Annotated in this window: 17 protein-coding genes; 5 read left to right on the forward strand and 12 right to left on the reverse strand. The window is 29.7% G+C overall.

Annotated features, from left to right (window positions below; translation table 11 throughout):
* Positions 1–134: 134 nt before the first annotated feature.
* From H0I29_RS08665 to H0I29_RS08720, 12 genes are all read right to left on the reverse strand, one after another.
* Positions 135–449, reverse strand: coding sequence for a hypothetical protein (locus H0I29_RS08665; protein ID WP_218755107.1), 315 nt, complete (start codon positions 447–449; stop codon positions 135–137).
* A gap of 8 nt (positions 450–457) precedes the next feature.
* The gene (locus H0I29_RS08670) at positions 458–1339 is read right to left on the reverse strand and encodes a hypothetical protein (protein WP_218755108.1); all 882 of its coding nucleotides are present in this window, start codon (positions 1337–1339) and stop codon (positions 458–460) included.
* Positions 1336–4347, reverse strand: coding sequence for a type I restriction endonuclease subunit R (locus H0I29_RS08675; RefSeq protein ID WP_218755109.1), 3012 nt, complete (start codon positions 4345–4347; stop codon positions 1336–1338). The genes H0I29_RS08670 and H0I29_RS08675 overlap by 4 nt, the downstream gene beginning before the upstream one ends.
* Before the next feature lie 11 nt (positions 4348–4358).
* A complete protein-coding gene (locus tag H0I29_RS08680; protein WP_218755110.1) occupies positions 4359–5693 on the reverse strand; it encodes a restriction endonuclease subunit S in 1335 nt (444 codons plus the stop codon).
* Complete coding sequence (locus H0I29_RS08685; RefSeq protein ID WP_218755111.1) at positions 5684–6670, reverse strand: Abi family protein; 987 nt, start codon at positions 6668–6670, stop codon at positions 5684–5686. Before H0I29_RS08685 ends, H0I29_RS08680 begins: the two co-directional genes overlap by 10 nt.
* A gap of 151 nt (positions 6671–6821) precedes the next feature.
* Positions 6822–8570, reverse strand: a complete 1749-nt coding sequence (locus tag H0I29_RS08690) for a class I SAM-dependent DNA methyltransferase (protein WP_218755112.1) — start codon at positions 8568–8570, stop codon at positions 6822–6824.
* A gap of 1341 nt (positions 8571–9911) precedes the next feature.
* Positions 9912–11141: a primase-helicase family protein gene (locus H0I29_RS08695; protein WP_218755113.1), complete on the reverse strand. Its 1230-nt coding sequence runs from the start codon at positions 11139–11141 to the stop codon at positions 9912–9914.
* A 2-nt stretch (positions 11142–11143) separates the two neighbouring features.
* On the reverse strand, positions 11144–11470 hold the full coding sequence (locus H0I29_RS08700) for a hypothetical protein (RefSeq protein ID WP_218755114.1): 327 nt from the start codon (positions 11468–11470) through the stop codon (positions 11144–11146).
* Position 11471: 1 nt separating this feature from the next.
* On the reverse strand, positions 11472–11765 hold the full coding sequence (locus H0I29_RS08705; protein WP_218755115.1) for a helix-turn-helix domain-containing protein: 294 nt from the start codon (positions 11763–11765) through the stop codon (positions 11472–11474).
* 204 nt (positions 11766–11969) lie between these two features.
* Positions 11970–13130, reverse strand: a complete 1161-nt coding sequence (locus tag H0I29_RS08710; protein WP_218755116.1) for a hypothetical protein — start codon at positions 13128–13130, stop codon at positions 11970–11972.
* Between the two features lie 34 nt (positions 13131–13164).
* Positions 13165–14415: a tyrosine-type recombinase/integrase gene (locus tag H0I29_RS08715; RefSeq protein WP_218755117.1), complete on the reverse strand. Its 1251-nt coding sequence runs from the start codon at positions 14413–14415 to the stop codon at positions 13165–13167.
* A 271-nt stretch (positions 14416–14686) separates the two neighbouring features.
* Positions 14687–15373 (reverse strand): RNA polymerase sigma factor, encoded by a 687-nt coding sequence (locus H0I29_RS08720; RefSeq protein WP_254712732.1) that lies wholly within the window; start codon positions 15371–15373, stop codon positions 14687–14689.
* Positions 15374–15603: 230 nt separating this feature from the next.
* Here H0I29_RS08720 and H0I29_RS08725 point away from each other — a divergent pair, with 230 nt between their 5' ends.
* The 5 genes from H0I29_RS08725 (at position 15604) to H0I29_RS08745 (ending at position 26273) form a co-directional block, all read left to right on the forward strand.
* On the forward strand, positions 15604–16740 hold the full coding sequence (locus H0I29_RS08725) for a FecR family protein (RefSeq protein WP_218755118.1): 1137 nt from the start codon (positions 15604–15606) through the stop codon (positions 16738–16740).
* A 157-nt stretch (positions 16741–16897) separates the two neighbouring features.
* On the forward strand, positions 16898–20185 hold the full coding sequence (locus H0I29_RS08730) for a SusC/RagA family TonB-linked outer membrane protein (protein WP_218755119.1): 3288 nt from the start codon (positions 16898–16900) through the stop codon (positions 20183–20185).
* Between the two features lie 4 nt (positions 20186–20189).
* A complete protein-coding gene (locus tag H0I29_RS08735) occupies positions 20190–21626 on the forward strand; it encodes a RagB/SusD family nutrient uptake outer membrane protein (RefSeq protein WP_218732407.1) in 1437 nt (478 codons plus the stop codon).
* A gap of 253 nt (positions 21627–21879) precedes the next feature.
* Positions 21880–23253 (forward strand): TlpA disulfide reductase family protein, encoded by a 1374-nt coding sequence (locus H0I29_RS08740; protein ID WP_218732408.1) that lies wholly within the window; start codon positions 21880–21882, stop codon positions 23251–23253.
* Positions 23254–23468: 215 nt separating this feature from the next.
* Entirely contained in the window at positions 23469–26273 is a 2805-nt protein-coding gene (locus H0I29_RS08745; protein ID WP_218755120.1) for a pitrilysin family protein, read from the forward strand.
* Positions 26274–26281: the final 8 nt, after the last annotated feature.

The raw sequence follows: 26281 nt of genomic DNA on the forward strand, positions 1-26281 counted from the left end.
CTTTTAATAGCCCCCGTTCGGAATAAACAAGGATTTGCGAAGATTTATATCTTTGATTAAATCTTTGTGAAGCCTTGTTTAGCTTGAAAGAATGTTCTCTAATTGGGTAGGTAACTAACCATCCTTATTCTTTATCAAAAATGAAGTTCATTTCTATCAGGTAAATATACTTCATTTTCTTTTAATTTCTCTATTCTACTTTTATTTTCTGGAACAATCCATTTTTCTGAACCAACTAACTTATTTTCCTTAAAATTAGATTCTAACCATTCCTGTCCTTTCTCACTTACTTTTAAAGCATCTTCTTTTTCCTCAATAAAACCCATTTTTACCAAATCAGTTGTCATATTTGCTACTTGACCATACGTGTACCCATCTTTTATTAGTTCGGTTATACTGCCATTATTCTGAATAATAAGAAGCATCTTAATTATTGTTGTTACATCCATATCTTTAATTATCTAGGAAAAGGCGCTTTCCATTTGTTAGTTTTATCTAATTGAGCCTGAAACCAATATAATGGAAATGTATTATTTGGAGTTCTGGTCATCGTTACTAAACCTTCTGAAGATTTATAACCAAATTTATATTTAGCTTTAAATTTATGGTCTAATTCTAATATTTTCTCTATACTTTCCATTAATTTAATATTTCTATCCAATTCTTCTCCTTTATATTTATCTGAAATACCTCTTTTTCTGATAATATCAGCTAAAACTTTATAACCTCTATCGTTTATAACGTTAAGCCCCATTTCTTGGCAAACTAAAGACGCAACAAAAAGTGTTTCATTATCATATCCTTTTATATTTAAAACTTCATTTAACGCTTCTAAAGCTGTATCTCCAGAACCAATAAAGTCATCGATTAATAAAATAGGATTTTTACGACCCTTTAACTTATTTACATCGGGCAATCTCTCTAAGTCATCAATTATCCTAAAATTAGTATTTACAAACAAGTCAGAATATTTTAACAGTGGATTCTGACATGCATAAGCTACAGTTCCAGAACTTTTAGTTTTATTTGCATCTCTATCCGATTTTGCCAAAAGAGGAACTACATAAACAGTATCCAAATTTAAATATGAGTAATCCTCTAATTTTAATAGCGTTCTCTTTAGATGCTTGTAGTAGTCCGAACTTCGGAGCCATAAAAAATCAGCTGTCAAATCTCTTACTAGTTTATGTTGATGAGAGTCTAAACGTTCCATGAACAAACAATAATTTTCAAAGAAATTATTAAATTCATCCATTCCAGACCATCCTTTTTCAATAAACAACTTTTTTAAGTTAAGAGTATCAAGAAAACTATATTTTGATTCTATTTTTTTTCTCATTTATTCAATCGTTCGTAAACTTTTTTCAACATATAGTTTTTAACCAATCCACCAAAATCTTTATCATCCATCATTTTGGAAAATATATCTTGGTTCTGTTCCATTCTTCCAATTAACTTATCCATAAAGGCATCTTCAAAACCAAATTTAAAATTGGATAATGTATTATTCTTAGCTTGTTCAGATAATTTATCATCCAAAATTAATTCTTCTTCTATCTGGTCGAAAAACAATTTATCAGCATCATTAAACTCTGTTCCGAATCTATTATTTAATACGTTTATTATTTCAGATAAGGCTTCTTGTTCTTCCTTGCTCATTCGGATTCCAGCACCATCCAGACCTTCTAAACCATATTCTCCTTTATCTTCTAACGCTAAATTTTGTTCTGCTACTCGTTGTAATCTGTAATATTCTAAAGAAACCTCATCACCAAGTTGAAACCTATCTTGCTGGTTTTTTCTTGGTAATTTCTTCAATAAAAATCTAGAATACGTAAATAACTTTTCTAACTCAACATCACTAAATGGCATAATCTGAGTTAAAAAAGAATATAATCTGGTAAATGTTTGTAATGCATGTTTAAAATTATCTTGTGTAATTTCTGCTCCAATAACATCGTCTTTACCATTTTCTTCTGGTAATTGTTTAAATCTTTCTACCGCTGGGTCTATAAAAGCGTTTAGTTTACCTTGTTCTTTTACGTTTAAAGCTCTTGAAGATTTAAAAAATATATTACAAAAATTATCAATTTCAGATTCCCAGATAATTTGTCCTTTTTCAATTTCGGTTTTTAAATCGTATAACTGGTTTGGGTCTGTAGCTTCCTGTATAGTCGTTAACTCGTAATACGGTTGAAACGAATTTAGAACGTCTTCCGTATCGTTTGTGAAATCTAAAATGAAGGTGTCTTCTTTTCCAGCGTGCATACGGTTTAACCTAGATAACGTTTGTACGCATTTTACTCCAGATAATTTTTTATCTACATACATGGTATGCAATAACGGTTGGTCAAATCCAGTTTGGTATTTATCGGCTACCAATAATAACTGGTATTCGTCCGAACCAAACTTTTTTGGTAATTCCTTTTCTTTAAATCCGTTTAGTTCTACTTCGGTTACACCATCTGGATACGCATCATAAATAACTTTTCCAGAGAATGCTACAACCGTTTTAATATCTGTATATCCTTTTTCTTTTATGTATTTATCAAATTCTTCTTTATAACGTACCGCATGTAATCTAGAACCAGTTACCAGCATTGCTTTTGCTTTACCTCCAATTTTTTTAGAAACAACTTGTCTAAAATGCTCAATAATAACTTCCGTTTTTTGTGCTAAATTATGCGGATGTAAAGACATAAAACGTCCTATTGCTCTGGATGCTTGTTTTTTATTGACCTTTGGGTCGTCTTCAATTTCTTTTGATAATTTAAAATATGTTTTATACGTTGTATAATTTTTTAGTACATCTAAAATAAAACCCTCTTGTATTGCTTGTTTCATGCTATATAAATGAAACGGTTTTGGTATACCTTCTTTGTTTGGTGTACCAAATACTTCTATCGTTTTTGCTTTTGGCGTTGCTGTAAATGCAAAAAAGCTGAGGTTCTCTTGTTTTCCTCTGGCTTCCATAGATTTCCGAATCTGGTCTTCTGCATCTTCATCTAATCCAGAATAAACCTCCTCTAAAACTGCATCTTCTAACGATTTAGCAGATAATACTTCTTTTAGCTTCTTTGTTCCTTCTCCTCCTTGGCTAGAGTGTGCTTCATCTACAATAATTGCATATTTTTTAGCTTCCAGTTCTCCTATCTTTTCAATAATAAACGGAAACTTCTGTAATGTGGTAATTATAATATTAGAACCAGTGGTGATTGCATCGGCTAATTGTTGCGAATTTTTATCAATTTTCTGAACAACTCCTTGTTTGTGTTCAAATTGATAAATGGTATTTTGTAACTGGCTGTCTAGTATTTTTCGGTCTGTAATAACAATTACAGAATCAAAAACTCGTTCGTTATGTTTATTGTGTAAACTGGATAATCTATAAGATAACCATGCTATAGAATTAGATTTACCAGAACCAGCGGAATGCTGAACCAGATAATTTTGTCCAGCTCCTTTTGCCTTCGCATCTTTTGTTAATTTTCTGACTACTTCCATCTGGTGAAACCTTGGAAAAATCATCGTTTCCTTCTTCTTTTTTATGCCATTTAGCTCGTAAAATTCCACGTTTAAATGTAGAAATTTACCAATAACGTCCATAAAACTATCTTTAGCCAAAACATACTCCCATAAATATGCGGTTCTATAACCATTTGGGTTTACAGGATTTCCAGCTCCGTTATTAGCCCCTAAATTAAATGGTAGGTAACGTGTGTTTTTACCAGCTAATTTAGTAGTCATTTCGCATTCGTCTGCATCTACAGCAAAATGTACTAACGAACGTTTTTTAAATTGAAATATAGGTTCACTGGCTTCTCTATCAAATTTATATTGCTTTTTAGCATTGCTAACATCTTGACCAGAAAACTGATTTTTAAGCTCAATGGTTGAAATAGGTAAGCCATTTAAACTAATTACCATATCTAATGAGTTTTTGCCTTTACGCTGGTAGTATAATTGTCTGGTAATGGCTAAATGATTCTTACTATATAAAATCTCGGCTTCTGGATTTAACGTACTCTCTGGTCTGAAAAACGCCATATTGAACTTTACGCCATAATCTGTAAAACCATTACGCAATACATGTAGCGTACCATGACTATCTAAATCTTTAAGTAAGCGTTGAATGACTTTAGTATCAACTGCATCTTTATGAATGTTTAATAGTTTTTCCCATTGTTTGGGTTGCGAGTTTATAAGAAAGGTTATAACGTATTTGGGGAAAATTCCTAAGTCTGTATCAAAATCTGCGGAATGCCCTTTTACATAACCACCATCTTCTAACAATGAGATTTCTATTGCAGTTTCAAACGTTAATTCTGTATGTATTCCTTTTGCCATAAGTTTACTTTTTATTGTGCTAACACTTCTTCTCTCACATCTACTTTACCAGTAACCACTTCGCTAATTAATGTGGTTTTATATTCTTTTAGAAGTTCTATTTCTTTTTGAAATTTTTCAATTAGTTCATAAATTGAATTTTCTTCTTTAGCTATTTGTTTTATAATAATAACTTGTTCTTCAACTGGTGGCACGCCTAATTTAAGTTGATTATATTTATTAGCACCAATATTTTGTATTGTTGCTTGTTGAAATATCGAATCTTTCCAATTATCATAACCACTCGCATTTGTAAAAGAGTAAAGAAATTCTGGAAGCATAATGTTTTTATCACAAGTAGCTTTAATTAGATATCCAGCGAAACATGCTAATCCAGAATAATTGTTAAACATAAAAGTTTTTCCAACTGTAGCACCACTTCTCGCAAATAATATATCACCTTCATCTAGTAAGAAATTTTCAGCTTTTTCAATTGGCAAAGATTTAAAAGTATTCTCTTTAAGTTTACCATCAAAACCAAAATCTGTTATTCTAATGTATCTTGGGGCGTCTTTATTTTCTTGCTCAGCTGACTCATTTGCTCCGTATTTTAAAGGTGATTTTACAATATGTTTTAATCTTTTCACCTCCCAATGCTCTGGGATTTCTCCCAGCCACTCAATTCCAGAATCTTTCATTGGTGCATTTGGGTCTAGACCTTTGGTAACTGCTTGATTAATCATTGCAGTACGTTCTTCTTGTAATAAGTTGATTAACTGCTGTTTTTTCCCAATTAAGGTATCTAATTGTGCTGTTTTGTGGTTGAGATAATTTGCTATTTGGGTTTGTTCTTCTTTGCTTGGGACTGGAATTGGGATTCCTCCAATCATAACTAAATTTAATCCATCTCTTTTATCACCACCACCTAAGTTTCTAATGTTTTGATAGTTATTTTTAAGCCAATAATACAAAAATCTATTAATTATTTTCTCGTTAGGGACTATTACGCCGAGGGATTGATTACAAGTTGTTTCAAATTGAACTTGTCCAACCATTCCTTTAGTTTTTCCTTGACCAGCTAAAGCTATTATTAGTGATTGATTAGGAATCCATTTAGCACTAGAATTTTGAAATGCTTCTTCTGTTATATAGTTTGAAGCTTTAGTTATATCACCTTGATTAACAGTACCCGAATTTAACCAAGGAATAGTTCCGTTAATCCAATAATCTTCCTCAACTTTAGATGGTGTTCCACCAGAATAAATAGTAGAATACCATTTTAATGAAGATTTTTTCCAATGTTTTGGGATTTCACCAAGCCACTCTATTCCAGAATCTTTGTATGTTTTGTATTGTTTTAACTCCATAGCGGTTGATTTTGCCAATCTATTAATATATTCGCCTCATCTGTATTATCAGCATCATCAGTATCATTTGGAATGCTTGGTATCCCCATATATTCAATAGGTGTATCTGGATATTTAGACATTAAATCTTGCAGATGCTTTTTTAAGTTATGAGTTGGGTTTGCTGTTTTTAATAAATATTTTATTACACAAAAGACATAAAACGTACGGTTAGTTACACCTTCAAAATCATTACTTAACCATGGTTTACGTGGCTTTAATAGCCATTGTGGTTCAATAGCAATATCTCTATTCCAAAGTCTACCATGATGCCCACAAATATTACGAACGTAGGTAAGAGTATGTAGCCACGATTTAAATACGCTATAATGCACTCCAAAGGCGTTAGCAATAAGAGTTTTATCAGAATTTTCTTTAAGTCCATTATATAACTTAGAAAGTTGTCCTAGTGTTAATACTTCTAAACACATCCAAGACGGAGGGTTAACTGGTTTGCTATAATTATTTTTATAGTGTTTAATAAAAGTTTCTGGATGTTTTTCTCGTGCTGTTTTACTTATCATATCTTGTACTTCGCTAAATACATCAATAGTAAAATAATTACCCGTTTTTCTATTCTTTAAACGGTGAGGTGCTTTAAAAATCCTAGCATCATCTTGCCAATGTGAACCGTATTTATGTGCTAATTCATATATCATTTTGGCACGTATAGATACTTCTAACCTTTCTATAGCATTAAACGTCAATAGGCGTAGTTCTCTATCAAATAAATATAAGTTTAATACTTGTTCAAAATTAGTATCAGCATTAAAAAAATCTTTCTTAGTTTGAAATGGTAAAGCATAAGCACTTAATCTGTAGTAGCTAATATTAGATAGGTAACGAATAGCACGTTGCTCATCTTCAATCACTAAGCCTCTGCTTTTCCAAAGCTCAACTTGTCCTTGATAAGTTAATGGTAGCTTAGTATACTTCATGAGCCTACCTTATTACAAAGAAAAAACCTCCTAAGTGTGCTGCCATGTGGCAAGCCTAGAAGGTATATTATTGTATATTCTAATGAATGTCTCTTATAAAGATAAGCATTTACTGCTAATCGGGGTGCAAATATAGTATAATATATTGTCATTACGCAATAATTTGTTGTGTTAAACCTAAAGTTTCTTTTTCTAGTGCTAAAATATCTGCTTTAATATCAGTTAAAGACCTTAGCGGTTTGTATTGGTAGAAGTATTTGGTAAAGTTAATTTCGTAACCTATATTCGTTTTCTTTTCGTCTACCCAAGCATCTGGAACATGTGGTAATACTTCACGTTTCATGTAACTTTGAATGTCTTCTTTTAATGGGATATTTTCGGTGTCACGTAACTTAGCATCTGGTTTAGGGTTGCCTTTAGTATCGGTAACTACTTTACCGTTTTTCATCAAAGGACGTTCTACAGTTACTTTAGAGTATCCAAAATCTTTATTATCAAATATTTTACAATGTTCGTTTGCTTCGAAATCACCATATAATTTGGTAATATCTTGTAAATGCTGGTCGGATAATTCGTTACGTTTACTTCCTAAAGATTTACTCATTTTTTTGAAGTAATCTACAGCATTTATTAACTGTACTTTTCCTTTACGTTCCTTAGCTTTATTGTTGCTAATTATCCAGATATAAGTATTTATGCCAGTATTGTAAAACAATTGATTAGGCAAGGCTATAACGGCTTCTAGTAAGTCGTTTTCAATTATCCATTGGCGTATACTACTTTCGTTTTTCTTGCTACTTGGTGAACCAGAAAATAATGGTGAACCATTAAACACAATGGCTAAACGAGAACCACCTTGGTCTTTAGGTTTCATTTTAGACATTAAACTCATTAGGAATAAAAACGAACCATCACTTACAGATGGTAAACCAGCACCAAAACGACCACCATGACCAAGTGATTGGTGTTCTTCGGTAACTTCCTTTTGTACTTTTCCCCATTTTACTCCAAATGGCGGGTTGGTAATTAGGTAATCGAATTTATGATTTATAAACTGGTCGCCTTTTAGCTTTACATCGTCTTTACTTTTTAAACTGTTTCCTTTAGCAATGTTATCTGGTTTTTGACCTTTGATTAACATATCACTTTTACAGATAGCATACGACTCTGGATTTAATTCCTGTCCGAATACTTCTAATCTAGCATCGGGATTTAATTCGTTGAGGTATTCTTCTGCAACGGATAACATTCCCCCAGTACCAGCGCAACAATCAAAAATTGTTTTTACAATTCCTTTTTGAGTTAGAATTTCTCTATCATTCATAAACAATAGATTTACCATCAATCGGATTACCTCACGAGGTGTAAAGTGTTCTCCAGCGGTTTCGTTGGATATTTCGGCAAACTTTCTAATCAGTTCTTCAAACATATACCCCATTTCCATACTAGAAATTTGCTCTGGATGTAAGTCTATTTCTTGAAAACGTTTTAGCACCATAAATAACAAATTAGCTTCGTCTAACTTTGTAATTTGGTTATCAAATTCAAACTGTTCTATAATCTCTCTGGCTTCTTCTGAAAAACCATTGATATAGTTTCTTAAATTGGATGCTATGTTATTTGGGTCTGCAATTAATTTATCAAAATCAAATAAACTGGCGTTATGAAAATTATATCCAGCAACCTTATTTAAAATAGGGTCTAAATTCTGGATATTCATACTTTTAACTTGTTCGTGCTTTTTTAAAACCTCTGCTTTAGTAGCTTTTAAAACGCAATCTAAGCGTCTTAATACTGTAAAAGGTAATACTACTTTACCATAATCACTTTGCTTGTAATCGCCACGTAATAAGTCGGCTATTGACCATATAAAATTTGCAGATTCTTTAACGTTTGTCATGTAATTTTTTTTCTGAATTTTTAAAAAATAAATATAGGGTATAAATGTCGTTTAATAAACGAAAAATCAACAAGATTATAGGCTGCTTTAAGGGAGGGAATTAAAATGCAATTCTTTCCATCATCATACTTTTTTATATGTTAAAAAAGTATTGCTCATAATTATTTATATAACCATAGTTATGAGTGCTTATAAAATGTTGATTCTTGCAATTTATTTAAGTATTTTTATAAAACGTACTACGTCTATTTTACAAAAGTATTGATGTTGATAATTGGTGTGTTACAATAAGAATAGGCTGCTTTTGGTGTATTATATTGAAATCTTTTAGTAATAAAAATAATTGTAATACTTTTTAAAAACAATTGCTTTGTTATAATGTCGGGTGAAAATATAATTTTAGTTGTAACACATTGTTTATGCAGATCTCAATACATTAAATTACGCTAAAAAAAGATTGATGTTTGTGGTTGATTGTATTACAATAAGAATAGGCTCCTTTTTATTTGTTATATTGATGTTTTATGAAAAATAAAAATAATTGCAATACTTTTTAAAAACAATTGCTTTGTTATAATATCGGGTGAAAATGCAACTTTAGTTGTAACACATTGTTTTTTGTGTAGGTCTCAATACATTAATTGCCCTAAAAAAAACAATTGATGTTTGTTATTGATTGTATTACAATTAGAATAGGCTGCTCTCTATGTATTATATTGATGTTTTATGAAAATAAAAATAATTGCAATACTTTTTAAAAACAATTGCTTTGTTATAATATCGGGTGAAAATGCAACTTTAGTTGTAACACATTGTTTTTTGTATAGGTCTCAATACATTAATTGCCCTAAAAAAAACAATTGATGTTTGTGATTGGTTGTATTACAATAAGAATAGGTTTCTTTTTATGTATTTAATTGATGTTTTATGAAAATAAAAATAATTGCAATATTTTTTTAAAAACAATTGCTTTGTTATAATATCGGGTGAAAATGCAACTTTAGTTGTAACACATTGTTTTTTGTGTAGGTCTCAATACATTAATTGCTCTAAAAAAAAACAATTGCTCATTAGATGATATAACTATAGTTACCTATAATTTAATAACTTATTTTTTTGCAGTCTATTGTAAAGTATGCAGAGGTTTTTAATCTGTTCCTGTTATTGTGATTTATTATTTACAATAAAAAATGAAAACAAGTAATTTTCTGTTGCGAAGTTGATAATTACTCTAAAGCCTTTGGTTGAAAGAGGTAGAGAGGTAACAAAGATTCAACATACTGTCAACAATAAAAACTAGATTTATTTATGTTGACAGTCTGTTGAACTACTGTTGCAATCTTAATCCTTTTGTGTTGTTGAGTTTTTTGCTTGTTCATCAACAGTCAACGCAGATTCTATAAAATCACTTTTTATAAACTTGTAGTATCTTCCTTTTTTAGTTTCGTAATCAATTAAAGTTTTTCTATCTAGACTATATGAAGGATAGTATTTTTTATAACTTCCATTAATCGATTTTAAACCGTAGTCTAATTTTAAACTATGGCCAATCTTAATTATTGATGATCTAACACTTCTTTTTAACAGCTTTTCTAATAAATCCGTTGCTGAATATTTTAGTGTTGCTACATCAAAAGCTATAAAATCATCAATAATAATTTCTTTAATTTCTTGACTTAAATACGATTTGTTACCCTTTACAACTTTATCTAAAGCAGGTGTGTAAATTTGTTGTTTTGTAAACCACATTCTTGTTTTTCTTTCCGAAGTGATTTTTCTATTCTTTATAAAATAGATAAACATCGGAATTTCACTTTGTAGTTTTTTTAGCATATCTACATCTTCCATTTTAAAGGGGTTCACCTTAATTACCCAATAACGAATTTCTTTATCATCAATCTGAATAAAATTTTCTTCGTTATTAGAACATAAAATAAACTTTCCAAAAAAGTTAGATTCCACTTTGTCTTTTCCTTTAGATTCTGTTTTATAGGAATTGGCGGTAGAAAGGTTTTTAATTCGCTCACTGTCCTCTCTTCTATCTAGCAATACTTCATCAATTGCAATTATTAATTTAGAAGACCAATCGCTATTAAACCTACTTCTAAAATCTTCATTTTTATTGATAGTCATATTACCTTGAAACAATAATTTCATCCAATTTAAAAAAGAGGTTTTACCTGTGTTTCTTTGGTCACTAACTAAACATAAAATTGGTAAAATTTGAGTTGGATATTTCCAAAGAATAGATAAATAATCTAAACCCAATATATATTGCTCACCGAAAATATGTTTTAAAAATTCTTCGGTTTTGTTAAAACTGCCTTTTTGAAGTTTATGTTCAACCTTTTCGTACTCATTATAAAAAGAATTAATTTCTTGCTGATAATTATTGTGTTCTGGAATTGTTATAAAACCATCGTACTTTTTTATCGATTGTAAAAAATCTTTTCCATTGTCTGTAATAACTTCTCCTTTAGACCATTTTATTAAGGATTTTACAGTATCCCCACTTAAAAGTGGGATATTGCAAATTTTAAAATAATCTGTACCTATTCTTAAGTAGTCCATAATTATTTTCCTCTATGAATTTCTAATTTATAAAAAGCTCTATTTCCTCCCTGTTTCCAATCTAATTGAACAGTTATACCTGTAATACTTTTGTCTAAAGCGTAAAGTCTATCTATTTCTTCTTGAATTTGTACCCATATAAATCTTGGGTTGTTTTCAATAGCAATTTTTACTTTATCAAGTTCAGATAATACATAGTCTAAAAATTTTAGCAAAAATTTATCGGTAATTCTATCAATTTTAAACCTTGATATTTCAGTAGATAAACTTTGGATAATAACAAGTCCGTTCTGAACGAACTTGTTATTTAGTGCGTTATAATCTTTCATACTATCTTTTGTATTTTAAAGATTTAACTTCATTTAAAGATTTCTCTAAAGTCTCTAAATTAATGACAATTCTTCTACCAATTTTAGAGGCTGAAATTGTACCTTTCTTAATGTAGCTCTTAATTGTTTGCTCGGAAACATTAAGCATCTTTGCAGCTTCTTTAACTGTTACATTTTTCTTTTTAGGGTTTAACTTACTATTTATAAGTTCCTGTAAAGGATTGATTCTTTTATATATTGCAGAATCAATCATCATTGCCAATTCTTCGTGGCTTGTTATTATAATTTTACTCATTTGTTTTCTATTAAAAATTAATAATAGATAACGGCCATTATCTTTATGGTAAAATTAGTGTCATAGTGAAGAAAAAAAACAAAGTAAAAAAGAAGTATTTAATAATAAAAAACATTGCTGTAAAATTTAGTTAACTCGTATTCAGTGTTTTATATTTTTTTAAAAAGAGGGTTTAAGAAGTGAAAAAAAGTAAAAGATAACTTATTATGTTTTAATATAGCTTTTTTTAAGACTATCGTATAAATCATCCATTAGTTTAACCCTTATTAGGTTGGTTAAATCAACTTTAGAGTTACGGATGTAATCGGAATAGAATTTTTTTAATATTTTATTGTTATTAATTGTGATTTTTTTTGATAACCAATCAAAATAATTTAAAGAAATACTATTATTAAAAAATATTTGAATTTTAAAAAGGAGATATCCTGTTTCCGCTTTATTAAAGCTACCTTTTATTAGTCCTAAATTCATAACATCTTTACTCTCATTTGTCATAATGTAAGCGAAAAAACTCCAATTAAAACCTATACTATAATACTCAAACAAAAACTTGTATAATATTTTTAAGGCAGGGTAATTGTCGCCCCAAACTGTATTGTCAAATTGCATAACGTAAACTGGTTCTCTTTTTAAGTTATACTCTATAAGCTCTTTATTCTGTTTTTTTAAAAAATCTAAATCGAATTTATGGTTTGATAAAACATCTTTAAGTTCGCAAACTTCATCTTCTAATACATTTATTTCTTTTATATATTTTTTATTAGCATTATCTAATAATAATGTTATTCTTTTTGCTTCTGCTTTATAATGTTCTTCAATTATAGCTTCTCTTTTTGTGCATTTATTATTTAATTCTAGTAATTGTTTAAAGCTATCCAATTCAAAATTTTCTATTGGAGGCAGTTTAATAATGTTAGATGCATCTCTGTTAGCTGCCTCAATTAAATTTAAACCAAATTCATATTGTAATTCACATTTTTTATAAATGTAAATTTCTTCACATAAATTCTTTTGAAATTCTTCGAACGTATAGAATGTGTTTTCTTTAAAGACGGTAAAAAAAACAAGTGCTATTTTTGATAATCGTTCTTCTTCCGAAGTACTAAAGAACTTATTAAAGTATTTAGAAAATAAAAAATAGTCTGATGACTTAGCCTTTAAAAAATTAGTTTTCCATAATAGAATTCTCTTATTTATTAATGATATATCATTTTCTTCTTTTATTTTTTCTATTGCTAAGTAATTATCTTTCTCTGCATCTTCTTTTGCTTTGTCTGTAGCTTTATAAATAGATTCTTTAAGTGCAGTAACTTGGTAAGGGTCTAAATTATTGCTGATATTTTCAAATTGATTATATACTTTCATTTTTGGAGATGTTATTTAAAAGGTGGTTAAGTAATTAAGAAGGTATATTCAAATCAAAAGTATCATCAATAGCTTCTTTTACATCTTCATTTGTAACTTGGTAATAATGGTTTAATGTTTTCATGTCCCTATGTCCAGAGATTTCTGCAATTAATTTATCACTTTTCCCTTTTCTTTTCATCATAGTAATAAAGGTTCTTCTTGCAGTGTGGCTAGAGATCCTTTTGTAGAAGGGTTTGTCTTCTCTAATAACTTCTTTACCTCTTGTAGATGTTTTTTCTACCATATGGGTGTAGCCAGCATCTTGAAAAACAGTTTTTATGTATTCGTTGTGTTTTTGGTTGGCTATTAATGGTAGTTTGTAATTGTATTTTTCTAAAATATGTATTGCAATACCACTTAACGGAATTTCTCTACTTTTTTTACCAGAGCTTTTTTCTTCTTTTAGTAACAATGTTTTTCCATCAACATTTTTTTTTGAAACAAATTTTAGTTCTCCAAATCTCATACCTGTAACACAAGAAAAAATAAAAACATCTCTTACTTTTTCTAGTTTTTTAGATTTCATTTTTGTTTTTAGTAAAGTTTCTAAGTCTTCCTTTTTAAGTGCAATTTGACTTGTAATTACTTTGTTTTTTTTCTTGAAATTAATAAAATCTGCTTTGTAAGTGTAATTGTTTTTTAAAGCCCAAAATAGGAATGTTTTTAATAATCCTACATTTCTAGAAAAAGTATTGTTTATGTGACCTCTAGTGACCATACAAAAATCTGTAAATTCTGTATAAAATTTTTCATTTATAGTGTCAAACGTGATTTTATATTTTTTTGTTTTCTCAAAATCTTCTAACATTTTTTTTATGTTATCATATTTACTTATTGTTGAGCCAGTCCATTCTTGATTTTTCTTTTTAAACGTTGTAAATTCATCATAAGCATCGTAAAATTTATTTTTACCAACTGATACTCTTTTGAATTCTTTATCAAATTCTTGCCTTACTATTTCGGCTGTTAATTCTCTGTTTGTGTTTTTATAGAGTTCAGTTACCAAAGTGAAGTGGTTGGAGTATCGATCTAGCTGTCTTTTAATAGTTCTATGGCTTTCTGCTTTAGCGGTTCTACCGTTTAAATTATTAGGTTGTCTATTTGTGTAATCCCATTCATTTGGATGAATAGATTCACCTGTAGAATAAACAAACCTTTTTCCTTCTTTTTTGAAATAGGCTTTTAAATAGATTAAGGTTAATCCGTCTTTCTTTTTGTCTTTTAGATTAAAGGTTGTTGTCATAACAAAAATAGGTGTCAATTTAGGTGTCAGTAAAGGTACTATTTAATAGGTAAATGATAATATAACTAATGCTAATAAATATTAAAAACCCCTATTTATAGTAGTTGTAGTAGGGTTTAAGCTATGGTTGTGTTTGAAAGGTGCAAGACTCTCCGCCTGTACAATTAACCCTCTAATCGTTTGATTTAGAGGGTTTTCTTTTTTTAGGTGTCAAACAGATGAAGTTGAGGATTTGGAGATAAGTTTAAAACCTGATAATAATTTTAAAGATTTATCTTTTGAAAAAAAGATCTATGAAAAAAAGGTGAAAATTTTCCTTTTCAAAACCTTTGCGTATTTTTTTAAATGCAATACTCATTTGTGATTCCACTGTTTTTATAGAAATTCCCTTAATTTTTGCTATTTCTTGATATTTAATGCCTTTAATCTTATTCATTTCAAGAATTTGTCTGCATTTAGGGGGTAAGGACTCTATAATTAAATTCATCTTTTTTACCCGATCTTCAAGGGCTTCATTATCTTGATCAATCCGATCTCTTAAAGCATTTTCGTATACGAGATCTAATAAGTTATTCTGTTTTTTATCTTTATTAATACTATCAATAAATCGATTGTAAGCAATGCTATATAAATAGTTTCTTGGAGATTTGTTTATGTCTAATTTCTCTTTATTATTCCATAAATCTATAAAGGCTTGCTGTACAATGTCTTCAGAGTTCATTTTATCATGAGAATAAGTGCAGATGTATGCTACTAACCTGTCATAATATAGGTTAAATATATATTTAAAGGCGTTTTCGTCACCATCTTTTACCCTTTCTGTTGCTTCTAATTCATTCATACTATAAATCTTAGTAATATTGATGAAATCATGAATTATTTTAGGCTTTTTATTGAAAATATTAACAATAATATAAACAAAAGCTTTAATAAGCAATAAAAATTTATAAATATTCAATTTGTAATTTTAGTTTTCAATTCTAAAGTTGCAAGTATCTTACTGTAATAGATGTTGTTACTCTTTAAAAGACTAGGTGAAATAGTTTGAAAAAACGTTTTAATAAATATAAATTTTGTTATTTTTTTTGAATTAATCTCAATGAAATTAAAAAAACATTATTTTTTTTTAGGGGTTTTACTTAAATAGCAAGTAATAATGTATGTAAACCCGTAATTAGGTATTAAATCGTGAAAAAAATTATAACGAAATTTATTGCAAATACGATAACAAAAGATGAATTGAATCTTTTGTATAAGTGGTTAGAAAATGTAGATAATCAATCTAAGTTTGAAAAATACATTTTAGATTATCATGATTTAAATATGGCTACACTTAAGAATGATGTATACAGAGCTTATGAAAATGTAAAAAAGGGTATCGACAAAGAAAAAAATACTGTAAAGGTGCTTCCGTTATATAGAAGAAATTTTGTGAAATATGCAGCAGCAATCTTAGTGTTAATTTCTTTTAGTTTTTTCTATTTAACCAAAAATACTTTTAATAAAAGTAATGAAGTGTCTATAAGCCCTGGTACAGATAAAGCAACGTTAACGTTAGCAGATGGTTCTCAAATTATTTTAGATAGTGTAGTAAATTATCAAGATATAAAAATTAGTAGTACTGCTAAAGAAATTATATACAAAGCTGCTGAAACTAAAGCAAAAATAATTGAATATAATTATTTAACCATACCAAGTGGTGGGCAATACCATGTTGTACTTTCAGATGAAACAGAGGTTTGGTTAAATTCAGAATCTCAATTAAAATACCCTGTAAACTTTTTAAAAGACAAGCCTAGAGTTGTAGAGTTGGTTTATGGGGAAGCTTATTTTGAGGTATCACCAAGTACAAATCACCAAGGAACTAAATTTAATGTAGTTAATAGAAGTCAAACTATAGAGGTTTTAGGTACAAAGTTTAATATTAAAGCGTATAAAGATGAGGCTAATGTTTCTACTACATTAGTTGAGGGAAGTGTTTCTGTAACTACTAAATTTGATCGTAAATTATTAACTCCAAATCAAAAATCTATTTTTAGTAAAGAAGATAATCAATTAGTTATTCACCAAGTAGAAGCTAATAGTGAAATAGCTTGGATACATGGTGAATTTGTTTTTAAGAAAAAAACATTAAAAGAAATTTCAAAAGTATTATCTCGTTGGTATGATGTAGATTTTGAGTTTTCAAATGATGATATAGCTAACCAAAAATTTAATGGAGATTTAAATAAAAATCAAAACCTAGAATCTATTTTATTGTTAATACAAAATACAAATAAAATAAAGTCTTATGAAATTAAAAATAAATCAGTTTTACTGAAATAAAAAAGAGGGAAAAAATAGAAACATTGGACCGTGAATATTTTCCCCTCCTAAATTCAATTCAATCAATTAAATGTTTAACTAATCAAACTTATGCAAATTTATGAAAATTAATCCAACTAACAACCGTCCCATTTTTGGTAAGCGGCTATTAAAAATGATGATGAGAACACTAATCTTTACTTGTTGTTTTACAGTATTCAGTTTGTCTCCAGGAGATTTGTTGTCTCAGGATATCAAGATTACTATTAATACAGATAAAATTGTTTCTGTTGATGAAGTTTTTAAGTTGATAAGTGATCAAACTGATTACAATTTTATTTATTCTGAAGATTGCTTTGAGCAAATCTCAAAAGTATATCTGAAAAAAGGAAAAGTTAAGGTATCCAAACTTTTAGAAGATTGTATGACTTCAAACAATCTGAGTTTTATGATATCTGAGCAACACACTATTATAATTAAACAAGCCATTTCCGAAAAACAGCAAAACATTATTGTTTCTGGTTTTGTTACCGATGAGCAAGGTGTTCCTCTTGTTGGTGTCACTGTAAAGGTGAAAAATAAAAACCTTGGTACTTCTACCGATTTTGACGGGAACTATAGAATAGCTGTAAGTACAGGAAATATATTAGTTTTTACTTCTTTAGGATACATTAAACAAGAAATTACTGTTGGATCTAAAAACAAAATCAATGTAGCTTTAAAAGAAGCTACAAATGAATTAAATGAGGTAGTAATAAACGCAGGATACTATAAAACCTCTAGAAAATTAGCTACAGGTAATATTGGTACTGTAAAAGCTAAAGATATTGGTCAACAACCTACAACAGACCCTATAGAAGGTTTAAAAGGTAAAATTGCTGGTTTACAAATTACACAAAATGATGGTTTACCTGGAGCAGCTGCTACAGTAAGAATTAGAGGTATTAACAGTTTAAATTCAAGTGCTAACTTACCAATGTACATTTTAAACGGTGTACCTATTCCATCTTCAAATGTTGGTAGTTTAGGTGGTGTTGCAATAAGCCCTTTAGAATATTTAAATCCTGCTGATATAGAAAGTATTGATGTATTAAAAGATGCTGATGCTACGTCTATTTACGGATCTCGTGGAGCCAATGGTATTATTTTAATTACAACTAAACAAGGGCAAGCAGGTGAAACAAGAGTTGTTGCAGAATATTCTCATGGATTTTTAAAAATGCCAAATTTAAATCGCATAGATTTAATGAATACAGAAGAGTATTTAGCAATGCGTAGGCAAACTGCTGAGAACGAGGGTATTTGGCCTATAGAGGAATCTGATCTAAGTAATAATGTAGATTTAGTTAATTGGGATCCAACTAGAGATGTAAATTGGAGAGAAGAACTATTAGGAGATATAGGGATACAAAGAACAGCTCGTTTAGCTGTTTCAGGTGGGTCAGAAACGACTAGTTATTTATTCTCTTTCAATTTATCTGACCAAACTAATATTTATAATTATGATGATTCTTCGCATAAACAAGCCTCGTCTTCGCTTAGTTTAAATCACCGATCTATAAACGATAAGTTTAATGTTGCTTTTACTTCTAGATATTCAATTACGGCAAATAATCAAAATACAGCAGCTTCTTCTGAATATTTTAGATCTGCATTTACTTTAGCGCCTAACGCACCAGAGTTGTTAGATGCAAACGGAAATATTAATTACGAAGGTCAAGAAGATGATTTGTACTTTCAAAATCCTTTAGCTGCCTTAGAAAACTCTTTAGAAAGAGTTAGTCGTAATTATACAGGAAGTGCTATTGTGTCATATAAAAATTTGATTCCTAATCTTGAAGCAAAGGTGATATTGGGGTATTCAAACACCTTAGTTAATTATATTGAATTAAATCCATTATCTGGTTTAAACCCAAGAGATCAAGTTGCAAATGCCGCTGTTTATGGTAGAAATTCAGAAACCATGTCTACAACCAATAGTTGGAATGTTGAGCCTGAATTAGCGTATACTAAAAGTTTTGGAGATCATCATTTCATAATGCAAGTAGGTGCGGCTTTTCAAAGCGTTACCTCAAAAAGAATAGGCGTATTAGGTTATGGGTATACTTCTGATTTATTGCTAAGTGATATAAGAGCTGCTCCAGAACAACAAATAACAAGCAACAGTATTTCTCAATATAAATACAATGCCTTGTATACAAGACTTAATTATAATTACAAGTCTAAGTATTTACTAAATTTAACTGGACGTAGAGATGGTTCTTCTCGTTTTGGACCTAATAAAAAGTTTGGAAATTTTGGAGCAGTAGGTGCTTCATGGGTGTTTTCTAGTGAAGATTTTGTAAAAGATAATTTATCATTTTTAAGTCTTGGTAAATTTAGAGGAAGTTACGGTATTACTGGGAATGATCAAATAGGTGATTATCAATATCTTTCTACCTATTCAAAATCAAATCTTATTGGATATAATGATATTCTTGGTATCACCCCTTCAAGAGCCGAAAATCCTTTTTATTCATGGGAAGAAAACACCAAATTAGAATTGGCTTTGGATTTAGCACTGTTTAATAATCGCGTAAATTTAGAAACGGTTTGGTATAAAAATCACTCGTCTAATCAATTAATAGGACTTCCATTGTCTAGAGTTACTGGTTTTGTAACACAGCAATTTAATTTACCTGCTTTGGTAGAGAACAGAGGGGTAGAGCTTACTTTAAATACAACTAATATTAGCAACACTAATTTTACTTGGAATACGTCATTCAATATTTCTTTTGAAAAAAATGAATTAAAAAAATTCTTTGATATAGAAAGTTTTCCTGCTTTTGACAACCTTTATGTAGTAGGAGAATCTTTATATGGTCGTAAACAATATGATGGTACAGGAGTTGATCCTGAAACCGGAATCTACTTGATTACAGATGTGAATGAAGATGGAAGAGTTAATGTACTTGATAGACAGTTTTTTGTAGATTTAATGCCTGATTTTTACGGTGGATTTGGAAATAATTTCACCTATAAAAATTGGCAATTAGATATCTCTATGAGCTTTAAACAAACAAAAGGGTTTGATTTTTTAAGCAGTTTTAGGAGACCTGGAGCTTATGAGGGAGGACATGGGAATTTACCTGTCGACTTCTTAGATGCTTGGGCAAACCCAGGTGATATTGCTAAAATTCAGCAATTGAATAACAGTAGTACTACATATACTAGTCCATTAGCTCTAGATAGTAGTACAGGAAGACATGTTGTAGACAAGTCGTTTATAAAATTACAGAATGTATCATTAACTTATAATATTCCTAAAACAGTACTAGACCGTTTAAAATTTAAGGCTGCTAAACTTTATGTGCGCGGACAAAACTTAGGAACGCTTACTTCATATGAAGGAATAGACCCAGAAACAGGAGGTTTAGGATTACCAGCATTACTTACAATTATAACAGGAATTCAATTAACACTTTAAGAATATGAAACTTATAAACATAAAAATTAAAAAATTGAAGGTAGCTTCTGCAGTTTTAATTATTGCTTGTTTAAGCAGCTTATTTGTAAGCTGTGAAAAATTTGTAGAAATAGATGCTCCCCAAGGAGAACTGAGTTCAGATAATGTATTTTTATATGAAGAAACAACTGAATCAGCGATAATAGGCTTGTATCAGCTACTTGGATATAGTTATAATGGTACCTTTACTGAGGCAAGAATTGAGCAATATACCGGTATATCTGGAGATGAGATAACTACCAACCATAGAAATACTGATGTAGGTGCGATTGGAGATAACAATATTGAGATAGATAATCTGATTGTGTTCAATGATTTATGGACGGATTCTTACAATAAATTAATCTTGGTAAATCCAATTATAGAAGGATTAGGAGATAATAATGTGCTTTCTGAAGATTTCAGAAATCAAGTTTTAGGTGAAGCCTTATTTTTTAGAGCCTTTTTCCATTTTCATTTAGTAAATATATTTGGAGATATACCGTATGCTAATACTAGTGTTATAGCAACATTAAATACGTTAAGCAGAATGCCTACAACAGAGGTATACGAGCATATTATTGCAGACTTAAAAGAAGCACAGTCTTTAATGGCAGATAATTATGATCATGCAGATGGTAAAAGAAATCGCGCAAACAAAAGCGCAGCAACTGCATTGTTGGCCAGGGCTTATTTATATACAGAAGATTGGGCCAATGCAGAAATAGAAGCCACTAAGGTTATCGAAAACCCTACATATATATTAGAGCCTAATTTAGATGATGTATTTTTAAAACCTACAAGAGAATCTATTCTTCAAATATCAATTAATGAAACACGAAACCAGAACGGTTATGCTCAAACCTTTGTAATTGGTAGATTTGGTTCTCCGTTTGGTGGCGGTTCATGGAGCGCATATGAATTAACCGACCAGTTATTTAATTCTTTTGAAACTGGAGATGCACGATTCGATCATTGGGTTGGTATAGAAGATAACTCTAGAGGAATATTTCATTATGCCCATAAATACAAGAAAAATTCATTTTTTAATAGAGATGCACCTGTAGAAGAATTAGTATTTTTAAGATTTGCAGAACTGTTTTTAATTAGAGCTGAAGCAAGAGCTCAATTAGAAGATATTTCTGGCTCTCAAGAGGATGTTAATATGATTCGTAATCGAGCTGGTTTAGAAAATACTACAGCCAACACTAAAGCAACCCTACTTGATGCTATTGCTCATGAAAGACGCATAGAATTAATGGTTGAAGGAGGGCACCGTTGGTACGATTTAAAGCGCACGGGTAAAGTTGATGCTGTTGTTGCGCCTCTTAAGTCAATGTGGGAACCTACAGATGTTTTATTCCCTATACCTATTCAAGAAATATTAAACAACACTAATTTAACTCAAAACCCTGGATATTAAAAATTGTACTTCCAAAAGTAGGAGTAACTAAAACTTTACAGTTTATTTTAATTGTTGAGATCTCTTTCTAAATTTTATTTTTAATAAGTTAGAAAGAGGTAATAATGATACTTTAGAAATAACATATAGGAATACAGCTTTTGTATAGCTTAGTTTTCTTACATGTATGTTCTAGGTATAAAACCATTAATTACAATTATATTTTATTCAAACTAGATAAAAATAAAATTTTATATAAATAATAATGAATCTTATGAAAAAACAACTTTTTATTATCGGAATGGCTGTATTAGCCTTTTCTTGCAAGCAAGACCCTGCTATAGATTATGCTCTTATCTCTGGTAAATTATTAAATAAGACTGATAACCAAGTATTATTGTCAGGTGTTAATGATCGCTCATTTAGAAAAAAAATAGAAATATCTAGTGATGGTACATTTAAAGATACCATTAGAGGATTAAAAGGATTGTATCAAATAAATTACAATAAAAAGCGAACCCAAATATATCTAGAAAGTGGCTACGATTTAACTATTAATGCAGATTTAGAAGAATTGGGTAAAACCATTGAAATAAATGGCAAAGGTGCTGTAGAAAACAACTTTCTTAAAGCTAGAGCTAAAAAAGCTAAAGAACTAGAAGGTGCCGAAAATATCTACATTTTAGAACAAGATGTATTTACAGAAAAAATAGATACAATCACTTCTTCTCTAAATCAATTATTAGAAAACACAAAAGAGATTTCAGAAAGCTTTAAACTAGCACAACAAAAAGATATAAAATACACTTACCTTATTAAGCTAACAAACTATGAATTTTACCATGGACATTATGCTAAAAAAAGAGGCTTTAAAGTTACTCCAGATTTTTTAAATGATTTGCAAAATGTTGATTACAATAATGAAGAAGATTATGCTAATTCTACAGCTTATAAAACTTTATTAGGAATACATTATAAAAATAAAGCTAATGAATTGGGAAGATCTGAAAACATTAGTAAAGATATTGCTAATTTAAGAACGTTTTCAGCAATTAAAAGCGAAACGATAAAAAATGCATTATTAAACTCAACTATAGCTAATATTACTAGAACAAAAAACCTTGAAGAATATTACACGCTCTTTATGGCTACTTCTACAGATGAAAAACAAAAGAAAAAAGTAGAAAAACTATATGAAAGTTTAAAGAATGTTCAAGAAGGGAAAGTATCTCCTAAATTTGAAAACTATATTAATTATGCTGGAGGAACGACGTCTTTAGAAGATTTAAAAGGTAAATTTGTTTATATAGATGTTTGGGCAACATGGTGCGGACCTTGTACAAGAGAAATTCCTTTTTTAAAGGAAGTTGAAAAACAATATCATGGAAAAAATATAGAATTTGTAAGTATTTCAGTAGACAAACAAAAAGACTATGAGAAATGGAGAACGATGGTCAAAGAAAAAGAACTTGGAGGTATTCAATTATTTGCGGACAACGATTTTAAATCCAAGTTTATTAAGGATTATGCAATTAATGGTATTCCTAAATTTATTTTAATAGATCCTTCAGGAAACATCGTTGATGCTAATGCCCCAAGACCATCAAACGCAAGGTTAATCACATTGTTTGACAAACATGAGATTTAGTTTTTATTAACTATTTTGTATTCAAATAAAACATATTTAATCTCAATCCTTCTTAGTATTACTTTGAGTTAGTCGCAATAAAAATTTAGAAAGATTGCAAAAAGGGTTATTTGAAAAAGTAATCCTTTTTAATTTTGTTAAGAATTTTTAAACCTTTTCTTCCTCTTAACTATTTTTAAATAAAAACATAATTTAATTTTTAGTACAATATATATATGAAATATTTTCTTTCAGTATTAATAATGCTATCAACTGGTTTTTTAGCCATTAGCCAAACCATTGATTTAAATCAACCTTTAGCCGTCGATAACAGTATCAAAAAAGGTGTTTTACCAAATGGATTAACTTATTACATTAAGAGTACAGATGTTGTAAAAGATGCTGCGAGCTATTACATCATTCAAAATGTAGGTTCTGTTTTAGAGAACGATGATCAACAAGGATTAGCTCACTTTTTAGAGCATATGGCCTTTAATGGTACTCGTAATTTTCCAGGAAAAAGTATGTTAAATACACTGCAGGCACATGGAGCTGTTTTTGGAAAAGACATAAATGCATATACTTCATTTGATGAAACTGTGTATAATATGAATAACATTCCAACCAAAGATGGTTTGGTAGATACTTGTTTAACGGTGTTAAGCGATTGGTCTAATTTCTTATTATTAACCGATGAAGAAATAGATGCAGAACGTGGTGTAATAAAAGAAGAATGGAGAACTAGACAGAATGGGCAAATGCGTTTGTTTAGTAAATCTTTACCTATTACATTTAATCACTCCAAATATGCGGATAGACTTCCTATTGGCCTGATGTCTATTATTGAAGGTTTTGATTATAAAATGCTTCGCGATTTTTATCACGATTGGTACAGAACAGATTTACAAGCTATAGCTGTAATTGGTAATTTTGATGCTGAAACAATCGAACAAAAAATTATTGAAAAGTTTTCAAAAATTCCAGATGTTGAAAATCCTAGAGAACGCTTTGTGGTTGATATTCCAGAAAGTAAGGGCCTGATGTACAGTTTAGGTATGGATCCAGAAATTTCTACAGCAAAAATCTCATTTGGAATACGTCACAAAAAATCTTTAAAAACTGAAACTGTAGCGGATTTAAAACGTTCAATTTTAGAGTCTATGTCAGTGAGTATGCTAAATGCTAGAATTTATGAACAAGCACAAAAACCAGAAGTAACTTTCTTAGGCGCTGGGATGGGGTATGGTGGACTTTCTAGAACATTTAACAGCTTAAGTATAGGTGTGTCTCCAAAACCAAATAAGCAAAAAGAAGCGTTTTATGAAGTGTTAACAGAAGTTGAAAGAGCTGTTAAATTTGGTTTTACTCAATCTGAAATAAACAGAGGCATTGTTAAATACAAAACAGCATATGAAAACAGAATAGCAAAGAAGGAAAGTGTTAGTCACAAAAATATCATTAAAGCTATTCAGAACAACTATCTTAAAAATGAAACAATTTCAGATATAGAAAATGAGTATGAAGTTGTATTGCAGATTTTTAAGAATCTAACGAAGGAAGAGTTACATACTACAATTAAAAATCTGTATGCTAAAAATAACAGATATTTAAATGTTACAGGAGTAGAGGGGCAAGATAATTTAACTAAAGGCGAAGCTTTAAATATTCTTAATTCGGTTAAAAAAGATGAAACTATTGAACCATATCAGGAAGCAATGGGTGGTAAAACCTTAGTGTCAGGTATTAATTTTGAGTCTGGTGAAATTGTAGAAACAGTTGTAAATAAAGACCTGAATTCAACAACTTATATGTTGAATAATAACATTAAAGTACATTATAAATTTGTTGATAAAGAAAAAGATAAGGTTGCTTTAAAAGCTTTCAGTTATGGAGGAACATCTTTGTTGCCTATAGAAGATTTACCTTCAGGGAATTTCGTAAAGAGCTTAATTCAAAAGTCGGGATTAGGAGATTTTAGCGCAACCGATTTAAGAAAAGTGTTAGCCGGAAAAACAGCCAATGTAAGCATCGGTTTAGGCGCAATTAACGAAAGTGTTTCAGGGGAATCAAATACAAAAGATGTAGAAACCATGTTGCAAATGGTGTATTTATATTTTGTAAAACCCCGATTTGAAGAGCCAGCTTTTAAAGTGCTTAAAAATAGCTTAGATAACTACCTTATTAGAAAATCTAATAGTGTTGGAGATAAAATGAAGGATAGCTTGACAGTGGCTATTTATGGCGAAAATAATCCTAAAGCACGCCTTTTTGATAAAACATATATTTCTGAAATTAAATTTGATAAAATAAAATCAATTTATGAATCACGATTTCATGATGCTTCAGATTTTGAATTTTTTATTGTAGGCGATTTGAAAGCAGAACAATTAAAGCCATTATTAGAAAAATACGTTGCTGGTATTCCTACATATAATACCAAAGAAACTTATAAGGATAACAGGCCGGAATGGATTTCAAATAAAATTAATGATGATATTTATTTAGCTATGGAAGATCCAAAAGCGACAGTAAATATAATCTATAAAAAGGAAGTGCCATACGCTATTAATAGTGCTATTTATGCTAATGTCTTGGGCGATATTCTTCAGTTAAGAGTAACAGAAAGTATTAGAGAGTCCGAAGGAGGCGCATATAGTCCTAGAGCAAATGCATACTTATCAAGAGAGCCAAAATCTGAATTAAGTGTGTCTTTTAAATTTGATTGTAATCCTGAATTGGCCGACAAATTAGTCGATATCGTAAATGCTGAACTACAAAATATAGTAGCAGGAAATGTAAGGGAAGAGGATTTAAATAAAACAAGAACAAATTTTTTAAAGGAACGCTTGCAATCAAAAGATAAAAATGGTTACGATATGAGTTTATTAACCAATTTTTATCGTTTTAACTTAAACTTAAATGATCCCAAGAATTTTGAAGATATTGTAAACAAGATGTCAATTAAGGATATTCAAGATATCGCAAGTCAAGTTCTACAAGATGGAAAATCCTATCATGTCGTTTTTAAGCCAAAGGAATAATTAAAAGA

This window comes from Polaribacter sp. R2A056_3_33 (assembly GCF_019278485.1).
GTDB lineage: Bacteria > Bacteroidota > Bacteroidia > Flavobacteriales > Flavobacteriaceae > Polaribacter.

Bases quoted from the DNA above. Each gene is read 5' to 3' on its own strand.
- H0I29_RS08685 (WP_218755111.1), bottom strand. From the start codon at position 6,670: ATGAAGTATACTAAGCTACCATTAACTTATCAAGGACAAGTTGAGCTT.
- H0I29_RS08675 (WP_218755109.1), bottom strand. From the start codon at position 4,347: ATGGCAAAAGGAATACATACAGAATTAACGTTTGAAACTGCAATAGAA.
- H0I29_RS08710 (WP_218755116.1), bottom strand. From the start codon at position 13,130: ATGAAAGTATATAATCAATTTGAAAATATCAGCAATAATTTAGACCCT.
- H0I29_RS08680 (WP_218755110.1), bottom strand. From the start codon at position 5,693: ATGGAGTTAAAACAATACAAAACATACAAAGATTCTGGAATAGAGTGG.
- H0I29_RS08705 (WP_218755115.1), bottom strand. From the start codon at position 11,765: ATGAGTAAAATTATAATAACAAGCCACGAAGAATTGGCAATGATGATT.
- H0I29_RS08745 (WP_218755120.1), top strand. From the start codon at position 23,469: ATGAAATATTTTCTTTCAGTATTAATAATGCTATCAACTGGTTTTTTA.
- H0I29_RS08670 (WP_218755108.1), bottom strand. From the start codon at position 1,339: ATGAGAAAAAAAATAGAATCAAAATATAGTTTTCTTGATACTCTTAAC.
- H0I29_RS08690 (WP_218755112.1), bottom strand. From the start codon at position 8,570: ATGACAAACGTTAAAGAATCTGCAAATTTTATATGGTCAATAGCCGAC.
- H0I29_RS08665 (WP_218755107.1), bottom strand. From the start codon at position 449: ATGGATGTAACAACAATAATTAAGATGCTTCTTATTATTCAGAATAAT.
- H0I29_RS08735 (WP_218732407.1), top strand. From the start codon at position 20,190: ATGAAACTTATAAACATAAAAATTAAAAAATTGAAGGTAGCTTCTGCA.
- H0I29_RS08740 (WP_218732408.1), top strand. From the start codon at position 21,880: ATGAAAAAACAACTTTTTATTATCGGAATGGCTGTATTAGCCTTTTCT.
- H0I29_RS08700 (WP_218755114.1), bottom strand. From the start codon at position 11,470: ATGAAAGATTATAACGCACTAAATAACAAGTTCGTTCAGAACGGACTT.
- H0I29_RS08715 (WP_218755117.1), bottom strand. From the start codon at position 14,415: ATGACAACAACCTTTAATCTAAAAGACAAAAAGAAAGACGGATTAACC.
- H0I29_RS08695 (WP_218755113.1), bottom strand. From the start codon at position 11,141: ATGGACTACTTAAGAATAGGTACAGATTATTTTAAAATTTGCAATATC.
- H0I29_RS08730 (WP_218755119.1), top strand. From the start codon at position 16,898: ATGATGAGAACACTAATCTTTACTTGTTGTTTTACAGTATTCAGTTTG.